General features: G+C 57.9%; 22 protein-coding genes. 13 read left to right on the top strand and 9 right to left on the bottom strand.

Annotation, left to right across the window (positions count from 1 at the left end; translation table 11 throughout):
* The first annotated feature begins 39 nt into the window (after positions 1-39).
* Positions 40-444, top strand: a complete 405-nt coding sequence (locus AC2FH8_RS03665) for a DUF1499 domain-containing protein (protein ID WP_496688660.1) — start codon at positions 40-42, stop codon at positions 442-444.
* On the opposite strand, the gene AC2FH8_RS03660 is transcribed toward AC2FH8_RS03665, so the two are convergent.
* Positions 385-672, bottom strand: coding sequence for a hypothetical protein (locus tag AC2FH8_RS03660; RefSeq protein WP_142633397.1), 288 nt, complete (start codon positions 670-672; stop codon positions 385-387). The genes AC2FH8_RS03665 and AC2FH8_RS03660 overlap by 60 nt on opposite strands.
* A gap of 63 nt (positions 673-735) precedes the next feature.
* On the opposite strand from AC2FH8_RS03660, the gene prfA reads away from it, so the two are divergent.
* The 3 genes from prfA (at position 736) to AC2FH8_RS03645 (ending at position 3,446) form a co-directional block, all read left to right on the top strand.
* Entirely contained in the window at positions 736-1,791 is a 1,056-nt protein-coding gene (gene prfA / locus AC2FH8_RS03655; RefSeq protein WP_281971980.1) for a peptide chain release factor 1, read from the top strand.
* Positions 1,788-2,633 carry a peptide chain release factor N(5)-glutamine methyltransferase gene (prmC, locus tag AC2FH8_RS03650; protein WP_496688316.1) on the top strand — a complete coding sequence of 282 codons (846 nt, stop codon included), beginning with the start codon at positions 1,788-1,790 and terminating at the stop codon, positions 2,631-2,633. Before prfA ends, prmC begins: the two co-directional genes overlap by 4 nt.
* A gap of 237 nt (positions 2,634-2,870) precedes the next feature.
* On the top strand, positions 2,871-3,446 hold the full coding sequence (locus AC2FH8_RS03645; protein ID WP_281971982.1) for a DUF4167 domain-containing protein: 576 nt from the start codon (positions 2,871-2,873) through the stop codon (positions 3,444-3,446).
* Between the two features lie 59 nt (positions 3,447-3,505).
* Here the strand turns inward: AC2FH8_RS03645 and rsmA are convergent, their stop codons facing one another.
* The 5 genes from rsmA to lptG form a co-directional block, all read right to left on the bottom strand.
* Positions 3,506-4,348 carry a 16S rRNA (adenine(1518)-N(6)/adenine(1519)-N(6))-dimethyltransferase RsmA gene (rsmA, locus tag AC2FH8_RS03640; protein ID WP_496688313.1) on the bottom strand — a complete coding sequence of 281 codons (843 nt, stop codon included), beginning with the start codon at positions 4,346-4,348 and terminating at the stop codon, positions 3,506-3,508.
* Between the two features lie 84 nt (positions 4,349-4,432).
* Positions 4,433-5,395, bottom strand: coding sequence for a 4-hydroxythreonine-4-phosphate dehydrogenase PdxA (pdxA, locus tag AC2FH8_RS03635; RefSeq protein ID WP_496688311.1), 963 nt, complete (start codon positions 5,393-5,395; stop codon positions 4,433-4,435).
* Entirely contained in the window at positions 5,392-6,645 is a 1,254-nt protein-coding gene (locus AC2FH8_RS03630; protein WP_496688309.1) for a peptidylprolyl isomerase, read from the bottom strand. Before AC2FH8_RS03630 ends, pdxA begins: the two co-directional genes overlap by 4 nt.
* Positions 6,636-8,798 carry an LPS-assembly protein LptD gene (locus tag AC2FH8_RS03625; RefSeq protein WP_496688307.1) on the bottom strand — a complete coding sequence of 721 codons (2,163 nt, stop codon included), beginning with the start codon at positions 8,796-8,798 and terminating at the stop codon, positions 6,636-6,638. Before AC2FH8_RS03625 ends, AC2FH8_RS03630 begins: the two co-directional genes overlap by 10 nt.
* Complete coding sequence (gene lptG / locus AC2FH8_RS03620) at positions 8,798-9,898, bottom strand: LPS export ABC transporter permease LptG (protein WP_142633419.1); 1,101 nt, start codon at positions 9,896-9,898, stop codon at positions 8,798-8,800. The genes AC2FH8_RS03625 and lptG overlap by 1 nt, the downstream gene beginning before the upstream one ends.
* 246 nt (positions 9,899-10,144) lie before the next feature.
* Between lptG and AC2FH8_RS03615 the strand changes: the two genes are divergently transcribed.
* From AC2FH8_RS03615 to AC2FH8_RS03605, 3 genes are read left to right on the top strand one after another with little or no spacing between them, the layout of a single operon-like run.
* The gene (locus AC2FH8_RS03615) at positions 10,145-11,611 is read left to right on the top strand and encodes a leucyl aminopeptidase (RefSeq protein ID WP_496688304.1); all 1,467 of its coding nucleotides are present in this window, start codon (positions 10,145-10,147) and stop codon (positions 11,609-11,611) included.
* 4 nt (positions 11,612-11,615) lie between these two features.
* Entirely contained in the window at positions 11,616-12,074 is a 459-nt protein-coding gene (locus tag AC2FH8_RS03610) for a DNA polymerase III subunit chi (protein WP_271947429.1), read from the top strand.
* A gap of 29 nt (positions 12,075-12,103) precedes the next feature.
* Positions 12,104-13,150: an aldo/keto reductase gene (locus tag AC2FH8_RS03605; protein WP_142633424.1), complete on the top strand. Its 1,047-nt coding sequence runs from the start codon at positions 12,104-12,106 to the stop codon at positions 13,148-13,150.
* Between the two features lie 68 nt (positions 13,151-13,218).
* Here AC2FH8_RS03605 and AC2FH8_RS03600 read toward each other — a convergent pair whose 3' ends face one another.
* Positions 13,219-14,205, bottom strand: a complete 987-nt coding sequence (locus AC2FH8_RS03600; protein ID WP_142633426.1) for a GlxA family transcriptional regulator — start codon at positions 14,203-14,205, stop codon at positions 13,219-13,221.
* A gap of 131 nt (positions 14,206-14,336) precedes the next feature.
* Between AC2FH8_RS03600 and bcoG the strand changes: the two genes are divergently transcribed.
* Genes bcoG through AC2FH8_RS03580 form a run of 4 tightly spaced genes read left to right on the top strand, consistent with a single transcriptional unit; the run spans position 14,337 to position 18,034 of the window.
* Positions 14,337-15,251 carry a 3-dehydrocarnitine:acetyl-CoA trimethylamine transferase BcoG gene (gene bcoG / locus AC2FH8_RS03595; protein WP_281994518.1) on the top strand — a complete coding sequence of 305 codons (915 nt, stop codon included), beginning with the start codon at positions 14,337-14,339 and terminating at the stop codon, positions 15,249-15,251.
* Positions 15,252-15,258: 7 nt separating this feature from the next.
* The gene (locus AC2FH8_RS03590) at positions 15,259-15,813 is read left to right on the top strand and encodes a lipocalin/fatty acid-binding family protein (RefSeq protein ID WP_281994519.1); all 555 of its coding nucleotides are present in this window, start codon (positions 15,259-15,261) and stop codon (positions 15,811-15,813) included.
* Positions 15,813-17,279 carry a carnitine 3-dehydrogenase gene (locus AC2FH8_RS03585; protein ID WP_281994520.1) on the top strand — a complete coding sequence of 489 codons (1,467 nt, stop codon included), beginning with the start codon at positions 15,813-15,815 and terminating at the stop codon, positions 17,277-17,279. Before AC2FH8_RS03590 ends, AC2FH8_RS03585 begins: the two co-directional genes overlap by 1 nt.
* Positions 17,276-18,034 carry an SDR family oxidoreductase gene (locus AC2FH8_RS03580; RefSeq protein WP_281994521.1) on the top strand — a complete coding sequence of 253 codons (759 nt, stop codon included), beginning with the start codon at positions 17,276-17,278 and terminating at the stop codon, positions 18,032-18,034. The genes AC2FH8_RS03585 and AC2FH8_RS03580 overlap by 4 nt, the downstream gene beginning before the upstream one ends.
* Before the next feature lies 1 nt (position 18,035).
* Here the strand turns inward: AC2FH8_RS03580 and AC2FH8_RS03575 are convergent, their stop codons facing one another.
* Positions 18,036-18,218 carry a hypothetical protein gene (locus AC2FH8_RS03575; protein WP_142633436.1) on the bottom strand — a complete coding sequence of 61 codons (183 nt, stop codon included), beginning with the start codon at positions 18,216-18,218 and terminating at the stop codon, positions 18,036-18,038.
* 79 nt (positions 18,219-18,297) lie between these two features.
* Complete coding sequence (locus AC2FH8_RS03570) at positions 18,298-19,167, bottom strand: helix-turn-helix domain-containing protein (RefSeq protein ID WP_142633438.1); 870 nt, start codon at positions 19,165-19,167, stop codon at positions 18,298-18,300.
* Positions 19,168-19,274: 107 nt separating this feature from the next.
* Here AC2FH8_RS03570 and AC2FH8_RS03565 point away from each other — a divergent pair, with 107 nt between their 5' ends.
* The gene (locus AC2FH8_RS03565; protein ID WP_271947413.1) at positions 19,275-19,478 is read left to right on the top strand and encodes a DUF2061 domain-containing protein; all 204 of its coding nucleotides are present in this window, start codon (positions 19,275-19,277) and stop codon (positions 19,476-19,478) included.
* Positions 19,471-20,355: a fatty acid desaturase gene (locus tag AC2FH8_RS03560; RefSeq protein WP_496688300.1), complete on the top strand. Its 885-nt coding sequence runs from the start codon at positions 19,471-19,473 to the stop codon at positions 20,353-20,355. The genes AC2FH8_RS03565 and AC2FH8_RS03560 overlap by 8 nt, the downstream gene beginning before the upstream one ends.
* Positions 20,356-20,361 lie beyond the last annotated feature (6 nt).

The following is a 20,361-nucleotide window of genomic DNA, read 5'->3' as shown; positions in this document are numbered from 1 at the left end:
GAACTGCATATGGTTCCGCAATCTAACAGAGTGGAAAAGATGAAAATGGCGCTGTGGCTGATTGCTGGTCTGATTGTCCTTGTGGGGGCGTATATACGGCTTGCGCCATCTGATCCCGCCATTTGGCACAATACCCCCGTCGGCGACGCGAACAGGGACCTCCGTGGTGGCGTCGCGCGAGTACTTGAAACGGGGCCGGACGGGTTGGCGCAGTTGAACGAAATCGCTGCGTCCGCTCCGCGTACAAAGGTTCTGGCCGGGTCAGTTGATGACAGGATGGTCACCTATATCACCCGTACAAAAGTGATAGGTTTTCCAGATTACACAACCGCCCAGCAGAACGGCGATACACTGCGCATCTATGGCAGGTTGCGCTTTGGACGCTCAGATTTTGGGGTAAACCGAAACCGCGTTGATGGCTGGCTCGCGCGGATGCAGCCCTGAGGACAAGCATCCTTCCTGTACCTCGCGCCACATCGGAACGTTCAGTGACATCTGACATTGTGCAGTGAAAATGCGACCGTCGACCTGCAGGCAGATCATCTCGCCCAATTCAACGCGTGACCCGGATTTGTCAGTGCAATAGCAGTCCTGTACCTTGCCGCCGGGACCGACGACATCGGCCATCACGGGCGTCGCAAAAAGCGATAGAACCAGAACCAACCGTCTCATGCGGCGCAGCTTAGCATACGGACAGCCCTTGACCATAGCCCCGGATTAAGAGACACCGCCCGGATGATCCCCGAAGAACGCCTTGAACAGATAACTCAGCGATTCCAATACCTCGAAGCAGCCATGGCAGATGGTGCTTTGGGCGGCGATATTGCTGTGCTGGCCAAGGAATATTCGGACCTCAAGCCCGTGGTCGATCAGATCATGGCATGGCGCCAGCTGGTCACTGACCTTGCCGAGGCCGAGGCGATGCTGGCCGATCCCGATATGAGGGAGCTGGCCGAAGAGGAAATCCCCGACCTGCAGGCCCAAATTCCCGGTGCCGAACACGCCCTGCAACTGGCCTTGTTGCCTAGGGATGCAGCCGATGCGCGCCCGGCCATGCTGGAAATCCGTCCTGGAACCGGTGGTGATGAGGCCGCGCTTTTTGCGGGCGACCTGCTGCGCATGTATCAGCGGTATTCCGAAGCGCGCGGTTGGAAATTCGAGATTATCGAGGAGCAGGCGTCGGATCTAGGCGGCATCAAAGAGGTGGTTGCCCATATCAAAGGCGACAACGTCTTTGCCCGTTTGAAATACGAATCTGGCGTTCACCGGGTGCAGCGGGTGCCGGAGACCGAAAGTGGCGGGCGCATTCATACCTCGGCGGCGACGGTGGCGGTTCTGCCCGAGGCCGAGGATGTCGATATTCAGATCGACGCCAATGATATCCGTATCGACACGATGCGCAGCTCGGGTGCGGGTGGGCAGCACGTGAACACCACCGATTCGGCCGTGCGGATTACACACTTGCCCACCGGGCTTGTGGTGACCAGCTCCGAGAAATCTCAACACCGCAATCGCGAGATCGCGATGCAGGTTCTGAAGACTCGACTCTATGATCAGGAGCGTCAGCGGATTGACAGCGAACGCTCGGCAGATCGGGCGAACCAGGTCGGGTCTGGCGACCGGTCGGAACGGATCAGGACCTATAATTTCCCGCAAGGCCGCATGACGGACCACAGGATCAATCTGACGCTGTACAAGTTGGATCAGGTGATGCAGGGCGATCTGGATGAGGTAATCGACGCATTGACCGCGGATGATCAGGCGCGTCTCCTGGCCGAGATGGCGCAATGACCGGCGGCCAGACAGCGGCTCAGGCCATGGTGGCCGCTACGGCAAGATTGCGTGCGGCTGGTGTGGCTGATCCGGCGCGGGATGCGCGGGTTCTACTCGCCCACGCCGCCCGGATCGAAGCAAGTCGCGTGACACTGATTACACCCGAAGAGCTTTTACCGGATATTGCTGAGCGATACGAGCAACTGATCTCGCTTCGGGTCATTCGTGTGCCCGTTTCTCATCTGTTGGGGGAACGTGAGTTTTACGGCCGTCGGTTCAAAGTTAGCCGGGACGTGCTGGATCCACGCCCGGAAACAGAGGTTCTGATCGAGGCCGCGCTGAGCGAACCCTTTGACTATGTCCTCGATCTGGGGGTTGGATCGGGGTGCATCCTGATCACATTGCTGTCCGAACGCACCAGTGCATCGGGTATTGGTGTGGATCTGAGTAAGGCGGCCTGCCTACAGGCCAGTGCAAATGCCGTGCAACACGATGTTCAGAACCGGATCGAAATTAAGCAATCCGATTGGTTTGGAGACATTGAAGCTAAATTTGACCTGATTGTTTCAAACCCGCCCTATATTTCCCTTCCGGAAATGGACACCCTGGCACCTGAAGTGCGGGACCATGAGCCGCGGATGGCATTGACAGACGAAGGTGACGGCTTGGGGGCCTACCGCAGGATTGCTGCCGCCGCCCCGGATTTTCTATTGCCCCATGGTCGGTTACTTGTCGAAATCGGACCCGAGCAAGGGCAGAGCGTCGCATCTTTGTTTGACGCAACAGGATTGACAGACGTACGGATCATTCCCGATCTGGACGGTCGCGACCGCGTCGTTTTCGCCAGAATGCCTTCATGACGGAACATTCTGAGGCCGAAATGCGCCGATTGATATAAAAAAGGTACAAAAATTGGGACAAACCTCTTGTCTGCACGCTCTGGACGTGTTTACTCAGGTGTAGTCAGAGAGGTTGACGCTGTTACAGCGGGCCCCTGACGCCAAGCCCAAAAAAGCCGACATCGTGTCAAAGCTAAGCCCTTGAGCAGTGCAAGACGCGAACTGATCGGCAGCGAACGACAAGGCTGACTAAAGTAGATGAGATCTTCCAAATCCCGCTCTCGGGCAAAGAATAACCGCAATCGTCCTTCTGGCGGCAACGTCGTAAACCGAGTTTTCGACAGTTCTGGCCCAGAGGGCAAAGTGCGTGGCACGCCGCAACAGATTATTGATAAATATAATCAGCTTGCACGCGATGCTCAGTTGTCTAACGACCGTGTAGCTGCCGAAAACTTTCAGCAGCACGCCGAACATTACCTGCGTTTGCTTAGCGAAGCTCAGCGTGAAATGGATGCACGCCGTGAGGAGCAAGAGCGTCAGAATCGCGAACGCCAGGCTGAACGAGATCGTGAGCGTGCCGAGCGTCAGGAACGCGAAACCGTCCGCCAGTCGGATCCCGCTGAGGCACCTCAACCTGATGTGATGGGGTTTGCCGCTGACGCAGCTGCTCCGGAATCCGGGCTTGTAGAAACGCCTGAAAGCAAAAGCCCTGAAGAGGCCGAGAAAAAAGAAAAACCGGCCCGTCGGCCTCGGGCGCGCAAGCCCAAAGCCGCACCTGCTGCGACTGAGGACACGCCCTCCGGCAACGGTGATACGCCTGAAGCGGCAGAGTAAATCAGCCAGTATAGAAAAGAAAAACCCTGCGATCTGTTAGACTGCAGGGTTTTTTTGTTTCAGGATCTTTTGACTTCGCGGGCCAATGCGCAGAACGCTTCTAAAGGCACTTGTTCCGCACGTTCGGTGGGTTTGATCCCGGCGGCTATCAGGCGGTCTTCGATATCGGGTGCGACGCCTTTCAGTGAAGCCCGCAGCATCTTGCGGCGCTGATTAAATGCGGCGGCAACCACGCGGGACAGGGTGGCAGGGTCAGCCGGATATCGTGGTTGAGGCAGGGCGGTCAGGTGGACCACAGCGCTTGAAACCTTGGGGGGCGGGGTGAACGCGCCGGGTGGCAGCGACATGGCGATGCGCGCGTCGGTCCGCCATTGGGCAAGGATGGCCAAGCGGCCATAGGCTTTTCCGCCGGGTTGGGCGACGATCCGTTCCGCCACTTCGCGCTGAAACATCAGGGTCAGGCTTTGCCAGAACGGAGGCCATTGCGGCGGAGTCAGCCAGCGGACCAGCAATTCGGTGCCGACGTTATAGGGCAGGTTCGCCGCCACACGGATCGGTGGTGTGAGATGCACAAGCGGATCAATCTCAAGCGCGTCACCGTTGATGACCTCAAGCCTACCGGGATAGGCGGCGGCGATGTCGTTTAGGGCAGCGATACAGCGTGTGTCTTTTTCAACTGCGATAACCTTGCGCGCACCTTCTGAAAGTAGCCCACGGGTCAGCCCGCCGGGGCCGGGGCCGATTTCCAGAACATCGCATTCCGCAAGATCTCCGGCCTGCCGCGCGATCTTGGCGGTCAGGTTCAGGTCCAGCAAAAAGTTCTGGCCCAGCGACTTGCGAGCCGAGAGTTGATGCGAGGCGATAACCTCGCGGAGAGGGGGAAGGTTGTCGATAGTGCTCATGATCCGATCACCGTGGCGCGGTTTGATAGGAGAGCGCCAGAGAATTTTTACCTCTGGCCGGGATATTTACAGCCCGCTGAAGGATCAAGAGCTTTGTGCCATCTGCTGGGCAAGTTTCAGCGCTTCGATCAGGCTGGTCGGGTTTGCAAGGCCTTGCCCCGCAATGTCCAGTGCAGTCCCGTGATCGGGTGAGGTTCGGATAAATGGAAGGCCTAGTGTGACGTTCACACCGCGATCGAAATCCAGCGTCTTGATCGGAATCAGAGCCTGATCGTGATACATGGCGATGGCGGCGTCATAGCGCGCGCGCGCTGCGGCGTGGAACAATGTATCCGCGGGGTGCGGGCCGGTTACGGTATACTCTTTGCGGGGCAGCTCCGCGATCAGCGGCGCAATCCAGTCCAGTTCTTCTTGTCCCATCTTGCCGCCTTCACCGGCATGCGGGTTGAGGCCCGCGACGGCTATCCGCGGGGTGGCAATACCGAACTGTGATTGTAGTCCCTGGGCGGTGATTTCGATGGTTTCCCGCAAAAGCTCGGGCGTAAGCTCGCAAGGAACGCGTGAGAGCGGGATGTGGATGGTTGCTGGTACAACGCGCAGCTGGTCGCTCGCCAGCATCATCACAACACGTTGGGACCCAGCCAAGGCGCCCAGAAATTCAGTATGGCCGGGGAATGAGAAACCTGCCCCGTCGATAAGTGCTTTCTTGTGGATCGGTGCGGTACATAGCGCCGATGCAGAACCGGACTGAACCAGCGCCACGCCGGTTTCAATGGCAGTGACAACTGATCTGGCGTTGGCTGGATTAGGGTGCCCAGACCGGTTGGGGGCTGGAAAGTCCAGTTGCAGTACGGGCAGGGCAGAGCCACAGATCTCGACCGCCTGAGAGGCGTCGCTGATCTGTACCGACGGTGTCTCGGGCGGCAAATGCGCGGCATCGCCAATATAGAAGAAAGGGCAGGTGGTTCTAAGGCTGGCCCAGGCTTTTGCGGCGATCTCGGGCCCAATTCCGGCCGGGTCGCCGCAGCTGAGCGCGATTGGCTTCATTGTTCAACAATAGTTGCGTCGGCACGCATTTGCCCCAACAGGCTTTCTGCAAGTGTTTGCAGCCTTTGCTGGGTCAGAGCATTGGCGACATCTGCACGCGTTGTCTCTTCGCCAAGGTTGCGGGTACGTGTGCACAACATCACAAAAGCCAGTGTTTGGCCGTTGTTACGGGTCAACGTGGTTGAAACTTCGTTCAGGTCCAGTTTGGCTAGTTCCAATGCGATATCGCGCGGGATTTCCGACGGTTTGCTGACATTCCGCTCTAAGACTTCTGCTGGCTTGTTTTGCACGATACCGTACAGATCATCGCAAGTGTCTATTTCTTCTTTCAGCTTTTCGGCTGCGGCCAGTGTTTCCGCGCTACGACCACCGGGCATGTAATAGACAGCATAGTCGATCTCGGAATAGGTGGGCGTACTCGCAGCGGTCTCACGCAAACCGCGCATCTGAAACAGTGCAACGGCATTGGGCAGCGGAATGGGCTGGGTGATGTCACCATTTTTGAGCCCGATGATGACCGGCTGCAGCGCCGGGGGCAGATCGGTCAAGTTCAACCAGTCAAGGCGCCCCCCATTGGTGCGAGTTCCGGCCGCCGAGTACTGTGTTGCGGCGGTTGAAAAGGAATCATAGCCCTCGATCAAGGCGATCTCTTCGGCCAGCAGTTGAACCTGTGGCAGGTTTTGTTGGTTCACAGGAATAATGATTTCCGAAAGAAGGACTTGCAGGCCACCACTTCCAGATTGTCCAAGTGCGCGATTGATCTCGTCTTCCGATGGTCTCGCCTGCGACAGAAAACGCGCGCTGACGAATTCACGCCAGGAAATCTGATCCTCGATGAAATCCCGAACCGTCTCACGGTCAACACCGGCATCCGCCAGAAGCTGCAGGAATTCGTCGCTCGAAAGCTGACCGCGGGCTGCAAATTGGTCTATTCCAACCTGAACGTCTTCGGGGGCGACCACGATTCCAGCGTCGCGCATCGCCTGTTTGCGCAGGCGGTCGTCTATCAGAGCTTTGCGCACGTCTTCCTCGGTTGCGCCGGGAACACCCAGAATCGACAGGAATTGCAGGCGCTGTTCCAGCTCATACCAGGTCACGATGTCTTGATTGACCTTTATGGCAGGCGAGAACAGGTTCTGCGCCACTGCCTTTACAGGTGCTATGGCAATCGAAACTGCAACCAGTGCCGGAGCAACCAGCCCGATATGGCTGGAACGAAAGAAACGTGAAAAACCTGTTATCAACTGCATCTTCTCTTGTACTGTTTGCCGCCACCTTCGACAGAATATCCTGTCAGAGCTACGGTAAAGCCGAATTCGGTCGAAGGCTCAATACTTGATGACGAGGTATAGCGCCTGCTGACCGACATGTTAACCTGAACACACTCGTTCCGGTACGTGATACCCAACCCATATCTGATCGGTTCAGATTCGCTCAGGTCATACCGCGCCTGAGCACGGGTTTGCCAGTTCTGATCGATGTCGTACCGCCCGCGCAACCAGATCTCAGAAATCTCATCGTCGACATTTTCTGCGGGATCGGGTTCTTGCCAGACATAGCTTCCGCTGAGGGCCGTTGTTTCCTTTTGCCATGCTGCACGCAGCTCGGCCTTGGCAAAGCTGAAATCTCCGTTCACCAAACCTCGCCCGGCCAGAGACCACCCGTTGGGCGTTTCAAGTTGTCCGGCGATCAACACATCGGACGATGTGCCCTGAAGGCCCGATGTAAGGTTAAAGTCGGGATCAGCATCCGCACGAAAGACCTGACCGATCGTGGCACGCGCTTGCCAGCCCCTGGAGCCATAACGCGCCCAATTCATCCCAACAACGCCGCTGACCCCATCTTCGCGCCTGTCCTCGGCAGGGAATCGGGACAGGGATAACAGGTTACCCTGGTCAAACTCCTGAAACGTACTTTCGTCGATAGGAACATCATTGTCGGAGACATGCGTCCACCCGATCTGCGCGATGGGTTCCAGCAACTGGGTTGCGCCCGACGCCTCGCGGCGAGTCATTGGAAGGCGCAGCGTCAGTGCGGCGCGCGGGGTCGTGCGGGTCACCTGATCGGGATAGGCGCTGTCGTGGCGAATATTGAACGTGTCGATTGACGCGCCTACTTGGGCATCTGCACGTAGCCCCCAGCCCAGTATCCAGCTGCGCAGCCATTCGGTATCGAAGGTCGCTCGGGCAACATCGCGCCCGATAACGTCCTCATTGCTCGTTCTTTCATGGGCATGGCCGATGAAAGCCATCCGCACCTCTCCTCCGACAGCTGCCGGGAAGAAGCGTTTGCGATAGTTCAGGTCGAAGATGCGAGAAGGAATCTGATCCTGATCCTCGCTATCTCGCAAGGTTTTATAGTGGTTTAGGCTGGTCCGGAAAGCGGTATCGCGCTTGATCCTTTCCAGGGCAATTTCGCTGCGCAGACGGTCAAAGTTGGGCAGGCCGTAATCAGCCAGATAGGAATCGTCGGACGTGGTTCGAATGTTGAAGGTCAGGCGATAGTCGTCCGGCAGATCAAACCAACCGTTGGTAAAGAAATATCCGCGCGCCTCGTCCCGTTGAAGGTCATCGCGAGTATGCGCGCCTTCGATTTTGATCCGTCCGTTCTTAAAGGCCTGACGATAGCGATAGCCCAGAGTTCTGGTCTTGCCGGAAAGGTAAGGTGTCAGCGTGAGGTCCTTGTGATCTCCAAGCTTGAAGAAATAGGGAACCTTTATGCCTGTGCCCAACTGCGAGGTGGTGCGGACCGATGGGACCAAAAAACCAGTCGCCCGGTCCAGCGTTGGATCGGGAAGACGCAGGTAAGGGAAATAGAAGACCGGCACATCCAGCACCCGGAATTGCGCACCTTCGAAATAGAGCTGTCGTTCCAACTGATCATGGGTCACCTTGCGGGCACGGATTTGCCAGAGCGGTGGCCGCCCATCCGTGCAGACATGGCAAGACGTCGCCGAGACTTTGCTGAACTGGGTGTATCTGCCGCCAGCACGTGTCGCCTGCACCGAGGCAATTTGCACCTGTTGGTCGAACACCATTCGGGCGCCGATCAAAAGGCCGTTGAGCAAACCCCGGTCGAGTTCTCCGGAATCCGCCAGAACTGTCGTTCGATTGCCCTGATCAATCCGGATCGGTCCTTCCAGTGTAAGCTCACCGCTTTCGCGGTCGTACAAAATCCGACTGGCCGTCATTTTGACGTCACCCTGAAACGCTTCGACATTGCCCTCTGCGATCAGCACACGCTCTGGGGTTATGAAAATCTTGTCGGCGACAAGTAAGGCTGGTGGCTCTTGCTGGGACGCGTCCGTCGTTTGATCCTGTTCCGGCAAAGTCTGGGCCAGGACACCCGAAGGCAAAGACAATGCAACCGCACCCGAGAGCAATAGCAGAGCGAATTTGCGCATCAGCCATCCTCCGCGTGCAACAGCAGGCCAAGAGAAAGAAGGATGGCCGCAAATGGCGGGGCCCAGGCTGCAACGAAGATAGGCAACTGACCGTTTTCTCCCAATATTTGCGCGAAATTACGGACGAAATAGATGGCGAAGCCCAGTAACACAGCCGTCAGCACCGCTATTCCGGTGCCGCCGAACCGGACATGCCGCATGGTAAAGGCCGCGCCAATCAAGACCATTGCGACCAGAAACAGAGGTCTTGCCAGTTGGACCTGAAACCAGACCTCGTATTGCTTGGTCGAAAAGCCCGCCTCGCGCAGGTCTCGGATCAACTGGGGCAAATCGTAGACAGACATCGAATCCTGGTTGGCCAGCCTGTCCAGAATGCGCTGACGTGTCAGGGTGGTCGGAATCTCCAGACGATCATGCTCTTTCGAGCCAGCTTCGGGATTGATGCCGTTCATAAGCGGCCAGATCTTGGCATCCTGTAAAACCCAAAAACCGTCTTCCAACTTGGCCTGTTTGGCAGAGATCTGGCGTGTCGGCTGACCAATCGCGTCGAATGTTATTATGGTGACGTCCTTCAACAGCAGGGTGTTACCGTTGGACGTTCGGCGCGCGTGGACAACCGATTGGCCCTCTTCTGTAGCTTGCCGTAACCACAAACCCTCACTGCTGATCGAAAGAGCTGAGCTGGTGCGGTTACGGTAGGAATCGGAAAGCCGTTGGAATTCTTCGGAAGTTGCGGCAGCAAACGGGTTAAGCACCGCAACCGCCAAGGCTCCGATCAACAGGGCCAAAGTTACAGGTGCAAGCAGGACGCGAATTCCAGATCGCCCGATCGAGCGCGTCACCACCAATTCCGAGCTGCGCGCCAATCCGATGAACAACGCAATCGTGGACAGGATGATCAGCAGGGGCAGCATCTCACCGATGGCGGCGGGCGTATTCAATAGGGTCAGATACAAAAGCCGGCCAAATGACAGATCGACCTCATCAAAGCGCCGTACCTGTTCAATCAGATCGATCAGAATCATCAGCGTCAAAAAGATACAGCCAATGACCAGAAAGCTCTGGGTGAACCGGCGGGCAAAATATCGATCCAGGATCACAAACGCGCCCCCGGCATCACTGCGTTGCCTGCAGCGGGGGCCTTGAAGTTAAGAGAATCAGCGGTACATGCGCCAGCGCGCAACGGCCTATGCCTGCCCCGATTTGCCAATTCGCCCTCCCGCTCTCCGACCCTGCCGGAACTTTTTCCGCGACTGTAATGCAAATGCCCGGCGGGGAAAACTGCTATCTGGTCAATGCGGTCGCCGCGGGCTAGGTCTTGGGAAACAGATTTTCAGGAGTTCCCAATGAGCAGTCTTGTTCCAATTCAGTTTAAGGCTTTTGACGTGGACGTGATGGCGCAGACCAAAGGGCGCGTCGTGATTATTGTCTCGGATGAAGGCAAGATGAACCCAGCCGCACGCCGCGCCAACCGTCTGACCCGGGGCGCAGTCGCGCGACTTGTCGAAAGCGACCGGTTCGAAAACGTGAAATCCGGCGATGTAGTCTCTCTTGCCTGGCCAGGCGGAATGGCCGCTGAAGCGCTTGATATTCTCGTGCTGTCGCGCCGTGCCGATGCTGCAGAGGCGCGCAAGGCCGGGGCGAAGCTGGCCAAATTGTCTGATCACCAGCCCTTGTTGGTCATGGCCGGAAATCAGGCTCGGACCGAAGAACTGGCATTGGGGATCGTTTTGCGCAGCTATGATTTCGATGCCCATAAAACCCGAGATTCGGATGAAGCCGGACCAGTAACAATCAGTCATCAGAAACATGATGAGGTCGAAGCCGCATTCGCACCGCTGTATGCGATTGCCGATGGCGTTCGGATGACACGGGACCTGACCAATGAACCCGCCAATGTGCTGACAACGACCGAATTCGCGGATCGTTTGTCCGAAATGAAGGCACTTGGCCTGGACGTCGAAGTGCTCGACGAAGACAAACTGGCCGAATTGGGTATGCGCACCTTGTTAAGCGTCGGGCAGGGCTCGGTCAGCCCGTCCAAGGTTGTGGTGATGCAGTGGAATGGAGGCGACAAGGATGATGCGCCGCTGGCGCTGGTGGGTAAGGGCGTCGTGTTTGACACCGGCGGCATTTCCTTGAAACCCGCTGCAGGCATGGAAGACATGACTATGGACATGGGTGGGGCAGGTGTGGTCGCCGGCACCATGCGGGCGCTGGCCAAGCGCAAGGCCAAAGCCAATGTCGTGGGCCTTGTCGGGCTAGTGGAAAACATGCCTTCGGGCAATGCCACGCGTCCCGGCGATGTCGTCAAGTCGATGAAGGGCGACACGGTCGAGGTCATCAATACCGACGCCGAGGGCCGTTTGGTCCTGTGTGATGTGATGTGGTACGCGCAAGAGCGGTTTGCCCCCGTGGGCATGATCGACCTGGCAACATTGACCGGCGCGATCATCATTGGGCTTGGGCATGAGAATGCCGGTGTCTTTTCGAACAATGACACGTTCTGCAACGCCTTCCTAAAGGCTGCCGGGGCCGAGGATGAGGGCGCATGGCGGATGCCGCTGGGCAAAGCCTATGACGAGCAGCTGAAATCGCGTATCGCCGATATGAAGAATGTCGGTGGACGACCTGCCGGATCCATCACTGCTGCGCAGTTCCTGCAGCGGTTCGTGAAGGACGAAACCCCCTGGATCCATCTGGACATTGCTGGGGTGGCTTCGATTGCAACCGAGACATCCTATGCGCCCAAAGGGGCCACCGGTTGGGGTGTCCGCGCACTGAGCCGGTTCGTGCAGGACAATTTCGAATAATCCAATGGGCGCCGTTTATTTCTATCACCTGACCCGCCAACCGCTGGAAAACACCTTGCCCGTGTTGCTGGACAAGGCGCGGCAGGCCGGGTGGAAGATAGCCGTGCGGGGAACTGATCCCGCACGGATGGATTGGTTGGACGAAAAGCTGTGGCAGGGCCCCGAGGAAGGGTTCCTGCCACATGGCCGCACCGGGGGGCCGCATGACAGGGACCAGCCCATATTGCTGACGACAGGGGCCGAGGCCGCAAATGATCCGGCTTGCGTGATGGCTGTTGATGGTGCCGCGGTTGAACCCGAGGAAGTGAACGCGCTGGAACGCGTGTGCATCCTGTTCGATGGGAATGATGATCAGGCTCTCCAACATGCCCGCGGGCAATGGAAAACACTGACCGGGGCGGGCTGTTCGGCGCAATATTGGTCCGAGGAATCGGGCCGGTGGGAAAAAAAAGCCGAGGCATAGGGCCTCCGCAGATTTCAGGAGAATGAGCGATGGAAATGAAGCCCCTGGGCCGTACTGGAATCATGGTGACAGACCTGTGTCTGGGTACGATGACATTTGGTACGCAGACATCCGAGGCCGACGCGCATACTCAGATGGACATGGCACTTGATGGGGGCATTAATTTTGTCGATGCCGCCGAGATGTATCCGGTGAATCCCATCTCGAAAGAGACGGTGGGCCGGACCGAAGAAATTCTGGGCAACTGGAACGCCGCCAACCCGTCACGGCGTGGTGAATATGTTCTGGCAACCAAGCATTCTGGGGCAGGGTTCGCACATGCGCGCGATGGCGCACCGATTTCACCGCAGACAATCCCCGAGGCGGTCGAAGGTTCCTTGCGCCGACTGCAAACGGATTGCATCGACCTTTATCAGTTTCACTGGCCGAACCGCGGCAGCTATATGTTCCGGCAAAACTGGACCTATGCGCCTTCGGGGCACAATACCGATGAGGTTCTGGACAATATGCACGAGTGCCTTGTTGCCCTGAAGGAACAGGTCAACAAAGGAAATATCCGAGCGTTTGGCCTTTCGAACGAAAGCGCTTGGGGTACCGCTCAGTGGTTGCGGATCGCCGAAGCCACCGGCACGCCTCGCGTGGCATCGGTTCAGAATGAGTATTCTTTGATGTGCCGGCATTTCGACACCGATATGGCCGAGCTGAGCGCGCATGAGGATGTGGGGCTGATGGCCTTTTCACCGCTTGCCGCCGGATTTTTGACCGGGAAATACCAAAACGGCATGGTGCCCGAGGGTTCGCGGATGTCATTGGTGCCTGAGGTGGGTGGACGTCATCGCAGACGGGCATTTGAGGCGGTTGCGGCCTATCTAGAGATCGCTGACCGCCACGATCTGGACCCGGTCCATATGGCGCTGGCCTGGTGCCGGACGCGGCCCTTCATGATGTCGGCCATTTTCGGCGCGACAACGGTGGCGCAGCTTGGGCATATTCTCGACGGTAAGGAACTTCGCCTTTCTGGGGAAATTCTGACTGAAATCACCGAAGCGCATCGCGCGCATCCTATGCCGTTTTAGGGACGCTGGCCTCGTCTCCGCAGGCGGAGCCTCCCCCGAGGTATTTCAGCCAGATGAAGCAGATCCGCTTAGTGATGGCTGGGTTGTGTCCTGTCTTGCCTCAGGTCCCGGGCCGAAAGGCCGTGCGCTGTGCGAAAGGCACGGGAAAAGCTGGATTGCGAGGCGAAACCCGTCGCCAGAGCCACATCCATCAGTGACATATCGGTGTCCGTCACCAATCTGCGCGCCTCGGCCAGTCGGAGCTGCAGGTAATGGTCCTGCGGCGTGGTGTTCAGGCGCAGGCGGAATTGCTGTTGCAGGGTGCGTGAACTGGTGCCCAGGGTTTCGGCGATATCTGCCAATGGCATAGGGTCGTCCAGTGCGGATTGCATCAGCGTATTGGCTTTGGCGGTCAAAGCTGTGTGGCGGTGCGGCGCACCGGTGCGGCTTTGTGGTTTTGTGGGATCAGGCGCACCGTCATAGAGGAACAGACCCGAGACGCGGGCGGCAAATCCGGCGCCATGGCGGGCGGCGATGATATGCAGCATCATCTCGACCGCTGGGATCGCCCCGCCCGAGGTCAGGCGGCCTTCAGAAACGGTAAACCGGTCAGGGCGCACGTCCACTTCGGGGAAGCGGGCAGAGAAGTTCTCCAAATCTTCCCAATGGGTGGTGGCGGCGTGGCCGTCCAGCAGGCCTGCCTCGGCCAGCAGCCAGGGACCGCCATCAATACCTGCCATTGTGGCGCCGGTCTTGGCGATGCGGCGTAGGCCGGCCAGCAGGCTGGGTGTGGCATGGCGGGCCAGTTGGAACCCGGCAACGACAATCATCAGATCGCAGGATTGCAGCCGGGCCAAAGGTACACCCGGAACCGAAAGCGCACTGGTCAGCATGGCCGGTTCAGCAGTGGCTGTCACATAATCCCAGTCAAAGGCCGGACGATCCGCCAACCGATTGGCGGCGCGCATTGGATCAACGGCCGACGCAAAGCTGAGCGTGTTGCATTCGTCCAGCACCAGCACAGCCGTTTTCAGGGCACGATGTTCGGGCTGCAATATGTTTTTTGCGGATTTCATCAAGTTCGATTCGCATTCTGACAAGTGTTTGACCAAAGCTGCGCCAAACTCGGGGGCGAAAGCAAATCGGAATCCGTGGAGAAGCCTGGGGAAAACTCAGGGTTAACCGGGTATAAGCTGGGGAGAACGCCATGCCTTTGGAAATGAACCGCGAAGTCTTCATTACGTGCGCCGTCACAGGCTCGGGTGGGACGCAGGATCGCAGCCCGCATGTGCCGCGTTCGCCAAAGCAGATCGCCGACAGCGCGATAGCTGCAGCCAAGGCAGGGGCGGCGGTGGTGCATTGCCATGTGCGCGACCCTGAGACCGGAGCGCCTTCGCGTGATCTGGCACTGTATCGTGAGGTCACAGATCGCATTCGCGATGCCGAGGTCGACGCCGTGCTGAACCTGACTGCTGGCATGGGTGGCGACATGGTGTTTGGCGGTATCGAAAACCCGCTGCCGCTGGCCGAGGCGGGAACTGATTTGGTTGGCGCGACCGAGCGTGTGGCCCATGTGGCCGAATGCCTGCCGGAAATCTGCACCCTCGACTGCGGCACCATGAATTTTGCCGAGGCCGATTATGTGATGACCAACACCCCGGGTGCGTTGCGCGCGATGGGCCAGATGATGACCGATCTGGGGGTAAAGCCCGAGATTGAGGCCTTTGATACCGGTCATCTGTGGTTCGCCAAGCAGTTGGTGAAAGAGGGCGTTCTGGAACCGAACGCTCTGGTTCAGCTGTGCATGGGCGTTCCATGGGGTGCGCCGGATGATCTGAACACCTTCATGGCGATGGTGAACAACGTGCCGGACGACTGGACCTTCAGCGCGTTCTCATTGGGCCGGAATGAGATGGCCTATGTGGCCGCTGCGGTTCTGGCGGGCGGCAACGTGCGCGTCGGGCTGGAGGACAACCTGTGGCTGGACAAAGGCGTGCTGGCCGAGAATTGGCAACTGGTAGAACGCGCGGGTAGCATCATCGAGAATATGGGCGCGCGGGTGATCGGGCCTCAGGAGGTCCGCGAGAAGCTTGGGTTGGTGAAGCGGGCGCCGAAAAGCTAGGCGGGCCATGTTCCGCCGAGTTATTTCATGGGTAGTCGGATGTTTGCTCGTTGGATTGGTTCCAGCGTGTGGCTTGGTCGGAAATGAAGGCTTTCGAGCGCGTCAATTTGCTATTCAACCTGTCGAAGCGGTGAATTGGTCGATCTTTGACGAGCCGTATTTCGAAGTGGCTGCGTTCAGACGCAAAAGCAAGAACACGCAACGGCTTTTTGTGAGGCTTGAGGGACAGCCATACCCTAGCTATCAATTGCGTGACCCGGACCGGACCGAATGTTTTGGGTACATCGCAGGAGCAAGTGATTGCTTTGAAAACCACCTGAGCGTGCCTACCCGGCGATCCGAGTCTGCACTTGAATATGACATCACTGCCGCAAGCCCCACAAAGTTTCACATCATCTACGTGGGTGACGGGGAGCAGATGGTTGTATTGGCCCGCCCAGATAGGTCGTTTGCAGTTGTACTGAGCAGAGATTTAACGATCACACAAAATCAACTGACGATTGCGCGTGACGTACTGAGCGAAAATGGGTTTGACCCTCAAGAGTTGAAAGTAGTGAAGTGATGACAAAAACAGCAGCAATCATTGGCGGCGGAGTTATCGGCGGCGGATGGGCCGCGCGGTTCCTGCTGAACGGTTGGAACGTTCGGGTATTCGACCCGGACCCGGAAGCCGAGCGTAAGATCGGAGAAGTTTTGGACAATGCGCGCCGCTCGCTACCGGGGCTGAGCGACGTCCCGTTGCCGCCTGAAGGTGCGTTGTCATTCCATGATGATATAGTCGATGTGGTACAGGGTGCCGAGTGGATTCAGGAAAGTGTGCCGGAACGGCTGGACCTGAAGCTGAAAGTTTACAAGGGCTTGCAAGAGGCTTGTGATCCGGGTGCGATCATCGGCTCCTCGACTAGTGGGTTCAAGCCGTCTGAATTGCAGGACGGCGCGCTGCGCCCCGAACAGATCGTGGTGACGCATCCGTTCAACCCGGTTTACCTTCTGCCGCTGATCGAATTGGTGCCAACTGGCGCGAACCCGCCCGAGATGATCGAACGGGCGCAAGACGTCCTGAAATCGGTCGGGTTCTTCCCGCTGCACGTCAAGAAAGAGATCGACGCCCATATCGCTGATCGGTTCCTTGAGGCTGTCTGGCGCGAGGCGCTGTGGCTGGTCAAGGACGGTGTCGCCACGACCGAGGAAATCGACGAGGCGATCCGTATGGGGTTTGGCATCCGTTGGGGGCAGATGGGTCTGTTCGAAACCTATCGTGTCGCCGGCGGCGAGGCCGGGATGCGGCATTTCATGGCGCAGTTCGGCCCGGCACTGAAATGGCCCTGGACCAAGCTGATGGATGTGCCCGAATTCACTGAAGAGCTTGTGGATCTGATTGCGGATCAGTCGGATGCGCAATCAGGCATGCATTCGATCCGCGAGCTGGAGCGTATCCGCGACAACAACCTCGTGGGGATGATGCGCGCACTCAAGGCGCAGAACTGGGGCGCGGGGGCGGTGCTGAACCAGCATGACGCGCTACTGAAACCGGGTGCGCTGCCATCATTGGAGCAAGCGGATCTGAGCCAACCGATCCTGACTCTGTCTCGTGCCGTGCCTTTGGATTGGACCGATTACAACGGTCACATGAACGAAGCCAAATACCTTGAGGCCTTCGCTGCCGCCACCGACCGCTTCATGGAGATCATCGGTTGCGATATGGAATATATCTCGTCCGGGGGCAGCTATTTCACCGCGGAAAACCACATTCGTTACATGAATGAGGTCCATGCGGGCGCAAAGATTGAGGTACGCACCCAGATGCTGTTGGGGCAGGGCAAGAAACTGCACGTGTTCCACAGCATGTATAGCGGTGAGACGCTGCTGGCGACCGGGGAGAGCTTTTTGCTGCATGTCAGCCTGGACACCCGTCGCCCCAGCCCGCCATCGCCCAGCATTGAGGCCGCGATGGCCCGCATCGCCGAAGCGCAGGCCGGATTGCCTTATCCCGAAGGGGCCGGGGTTGCGATCCGGAAACCCTCATGACCTGCCGGGTGTTGGTGACGGCTGGCGCTTCGGGTGTTGGTCGGGCTATGGCAGAGGCGTTTGATGCGACCGGGTATGAAGTCTGGATCACAGATATTGATCGGGCGGCGCTAGATGGCGTGCCGGGTCATTGGACAGCCCACCATGCTGACGTGGCGGATGAGGGTGATATGCGCGCCGTCTTCGCCGCGATTTCAGATGCGGGCGGTCTGGATTCGCTCTGCGCCAATGCGGGGATTGCCGGGCCGACCAGCGCAATCGAGGATATCGACCTGAAGGACTGGCGGGGGTGCGTTGCGGTCAATCTGGACGGGGCGTTTCTGGCCGCCAAATACGCCGCGCCTATGATGAAATCTGCCGGTGCCGGCAGCATCATCCTGACCTCATCCACGGCGGGGCAATATGGCTATCCCTTTCGTGCGCCCTATGCCGCGGCGAAATGGGCAGTGATCGGATTGATGAAAACACTGGCGATGGAGCTTGGCCCCCACGGCATACGCGCCAATGCGATTTGCCCCGGCGCGGTCGAGGGGCCAAGGATGGAGGGCGTGCTGGCGCGCGAGGCGGCGACCAAAGGCATGAGCCGGGACGAGGTCTATCAGGGCTATGCCTCGGGCACGTCCATGGGTCGTTTCGTCGAAGCGCAGGACATCGCCAATATGGCTGTCTTTCTGGCCTCTGGCGCGGCGCGGTTGGTGTCGGGTCAGGTGATCGCGGTGGATGGTCACACGGTCAATCCCGACCCGAAACTGTAACCTAGCCCTGGTTGGGGCCTCGGATCTGGCGGATGGTCTGACGAACGGCTTGCCAATCGCGGGCTTGCTGAGCGTTCCCGGCGGCCTCGCATTCGCGCATTTTCATCGCGGCTTCTGCCTCGGCCTGGTCACCGTGCGCCGTGTACAAAGCCCGTGCATATTGGGCTGTTTTCAGTGCGTCCATTCCTGTGGTCCTCCGTCTGTGGTCGGAATGCCCGAAAGTTCGCGCCCGGCGACGATACCACAGGTTGTACGGGGATGCATCACATGTCGCGGGAAATCGCTGCTCTGAGCTGTTGCAGGTGCTCTGGAAAGTCCCGTGCGGTCACGACCGCCTCGCGAACCAGAGTGTCGAAATGGCGGCTGAAAATTTCAATCCGGTCGCGATCGCGAAAGGCCATGTAATGGCTTCCTGCGTAAAACACGCAAAGAAGTGGACCGAAAATCGTTACGGGAGCCGAATACAGCCGTTTGGCATCGAACAGATAGATACGCAGCCGTGGGTAGAGCTGTTCACACAACTCCAAAAGGTGGTCAATCTGATCCAGCCGCTTGCGAAGGCTAAGGCCTTGATAATAGCCGGTTGCATGCGCAAAGCTGTCGATTTCGTACATCGGCATTGCGATCTCATAATCGGACTGGGCGCTGCGCATCCAGGTCAGTCGATCTTCGGACGCACCTATGGCCTGATCTGCCGTGCGCCCCAGATGCGGTGCGTATTCCCATTCCAGAACGGTGCGGGTCTTGAGCATGTCGGGCAAGGTCGCAGGAACATATCTGATTTTGTAACCCGCTGCCTCTTGGTGCCACTCGAATATGCGCTCGTCTACCAGGGCGCGGGGGGCCTCAGTCATGCTCAGGGACAAAGCCAGCAACTCGGCCGCGCTTTCCGGCCGGTCAGACAGGCTCAGCAACCAGTCCGCCGAAACACCCAATGCCGTCGCGCAGCTTCCGACAACATGGGCATTCGGCAACCGTGCCCCGTGATCGGTCAACAGTTGCGATACGGTTGAGCGGTCAACACCGATCTGGCGCGCGAGGGCGCTTCGGCTGATTTGGCGTTCTTCCATTGCGCGGGCCAGGCGCAAACGGAATTGAGCCGCACGGTCGCGTTTGTCTATTTTATCCTGCATGTGGTGATAAATATCATGTTTGATGAGTTTTGTTAATCATATTCAGAATGTTCAACCTAATCGATGGGCCGTAATTCTTAAGCCATAACAATATTATGGGTGACGGAATGGAAACACGGCGCAGATCGGTCGTGAAAGCGGTTGTGTGGAACATGATGGGCCTGATCATCATGTCGGTGATCGGGTTGATCGCCACAGGATCCGCCGCGATTGGCGGAACACTGGCCGTGGTGAACACAGCAATCGGTCTGACGCTCTATGTGATTTATGAGAGGGTCTGGGCGGGCATTTCCTGGGGCCGCAATGCTTGAGCGTCCGGGCCCGGAATGGGGCACTTTCACGCTGATGCTGGCCTGTTATGCTGCCTGGCTGGCCGTGATCTTCTTCCTGCCCATCTGGTTAGCGGTTCCAGTGATGGGCGCGGTGGCCGCGTTACATTCATCATTAACGCATGAGGCGCTGCACGGGCATCCTTTTCGCACCAGATGGATGAATGAGGCGCTGATGGCGCTGCCTTTGAGCTTGTTCATCCCATATCAGCGGTTCCGAGACCTACATCTGGCCCATCATCGGGATGCAACGCTGACCGATCCCTATGATGATCCTGAATCAAACTATCTGGACCCAAAAGTTTGGTCGGGGCTAGGCCATTGGCACAGGCGGTTGTTATCGGTGAACAATACTCTGCTGGGGCGGATCGTTTTGGGCCCTGCAATCGGACAGGTTGCCTTTGTCAGGGACGAGTTGCGTGGGGCCGCGCGTGGCGAATGGGACATATTGCGCGCATGGGCTTTGCATATGGCGGGCGTGGTTGCGGTTATCTGGATCGTGACCTTGTCGCCCATGCCGGTCTGGGTCTATGTCCTGTCCGCGTATTTGGGGCTTGGCCTTGTCAAAATACGCACTTTTCTGGAACACCGTGCGCATGAAGATGTGGGGGCAAGAACCGTTATCATCGAAGATCGCGGGATACTGTCTTTTCTGTTTTTGAACAACAATTTACATGTAGTTCATCATCTGAACCCGCGTACCCCCTGGTATCAACTTCCGAAGATCTACCAGCAGGGTAAAGAGGGCTATCTGGCTACGAACAAGGCCTATGTATACCCTTCATATGCCGATGTTTTCCGGGCGTATTTCTGGAAGGTAAAAGACCCGGTGGCGCATCCGCTCTGGCCAAAGGGTTGATTTGCG

This window comes from Ruegeria sp. CDSC025, assembly GCF_059610805.1.
The sequence above is the reverse complement of the archived record's forward strand: the minus strand, read 5'-3'. Positions and strand labels throughout refer to the sequence as shown.

Excerpts from the sequence above, each read along its gene's own strand:
- AC2FH8_RS03665 (WP_496688660.1), top strand. The coding sequence starts at position 40 with ATGAAAATGGCGCTGTGGCTGATTGCTGGTCTGATTGTCCTTGTGGGG.
- AC2FH8_RS03660 (WP_142633397.1), bottom strand. The coding sequence starts at position 672 with ATGAGACGGTTGGTTCTGGTTCTATCGCTTTTTGCGACGCCCGTGATG.
- prfA (WP_281971980.1), top strand. The coding sequence starts at position 736 with ATGATCCCCGAAGAACGCCTTGAACAGATAACTCAGCGATTCCAATAC.
- prmC (WP_496688316.1), top strand. The coding sequence starts at position 1,788 with ATGACCGGCGGCCAGACAGCGGCTCAGGCCATGGTGGCCGCTACGGCA.
- AC2FH8_RS03645 (WP_281971982.1), top strand. The coding sequence starts at position 2,871 with ATGAGATCTTCCAAATCCCGCTCTCGGGCAAAGAATAACCGCAATCGT.
- rsmA (WP_496688313.1), bottom strand. The coding sequence starts at position 4,348 with ATGAGCACTATCGACAACCTTCCCCCTCTCCGCGAGGTTATCGCCTCG.
- pdxA (WP_496688311.1), bottom strand. The coding sequence starts at position 5,395 with ATGAAGCCAATCGCGCTCAGCTGCGGCGACCCGGCCGGAATTGGGCCC.
- AC2FH8_RS03630 (WP_496688309.1), bottom strand. The coding sequence starts at position 6,645 with ATGCAGTTGATAACAGGTTTTTCACGTTTCTTTCGTTCCAGCCATATC.
- AC2FH8_RS03625 (WP_496688307.1), bottom strand. The coding sequence starts at position 8,798 with ATGCGCAAATTCGCTCTGCTATTGCTCTCGGGTGCGGTTGCATTGTCT.
- AC2FH8_RS03615 (WP_496688304.1), top strand. The coding sequence starts at position 10,145 with ATGAGCAGTCTTGTTCCAATTCAGTTTAAGGCTTTTGACGTGGACGTG.
- AC2FH8_RS03610 (WP_271947429.1), top strand. The coding sequence starts at position 11,616 with ATGGGCGCCGTTTATTTCTATCACCTGACCCGCCAACCGCTGGAAAAC.
- AC2FH8_RS03605 (WP_142633424.1), top strand. The coding sequence starts at position 12,104 with ATGGAAATGAAGCCCCTGGGCCGTACTGGAATCATGGTGACAGACCTG.
- AC2FH8_RS03600 (WP_142633426.1), bottom strand. The coding sequence starts at position 14,205 with ATGAAATCCGCAAAAAACATATTGCAGCCCGAACATCGTGCCCTGAAA.
- bcoG (WP_281994518.1), top strand. The coding sequence starts at position 14,337 with ATGCCTTTGGAAATGAACCGCGAAGTCTTCATTACGTGCGCCGTCACA.
- AC2FH8_RS03590 (WP_281994519.1), top strand. The coding sequence starts at position 15,259 with ATGTTCCGCCGAGTTATTTCATGGGTAGTCGGATGTTTGCTCGTTGGA.
- AC2FH8_RS03585 (WP_281994520.1), top strand. The coding sequence starts at position 15,813 with ATGACAAAAACAGCAGCAATCATTGGCGGCGGAGTTATCGGCGGCGGA.
- AC2FH8_RS03580 (WP_281994521.1), top strand. The coding sequence starts at position 17,276 with ATGACCTGCCGGGTGTTGGTGACGGCTGGCGCTTCGGGTGTTGGTCGG.
- AC2FH8_RS03575 (WP_142633436.1), bottom strand. The coding sequence starts at position 18,218 with ATGGACGCACTGAAAACAGCCCAATATGCACGGGCTTTGTACACGGCG.
- AC2FH8_RS03570 (WP_142633438.1), bottom strand. The coding sequence starts at position 19,167 with ATGCAGGATAAAATAGACAAACGCGACCGTGCGGCTCAATTCCGTTTG.
- AC2FH8_RS03565 (WP_271947413.1), top strand. The coding sequence starts at position 19,275 with ATGGAAACACGGCGCAGATCGGTCGTGAAAGCGGTTGTGTGGAACATG.
- AC2FH8_RS03560 (WP_496688300.1), top strand. The coding sequence starts at position 19,471 with ATGCTTGAGCGTCCGGGCCCGGAATGGGGCACTTTCACGCTGATGCTG.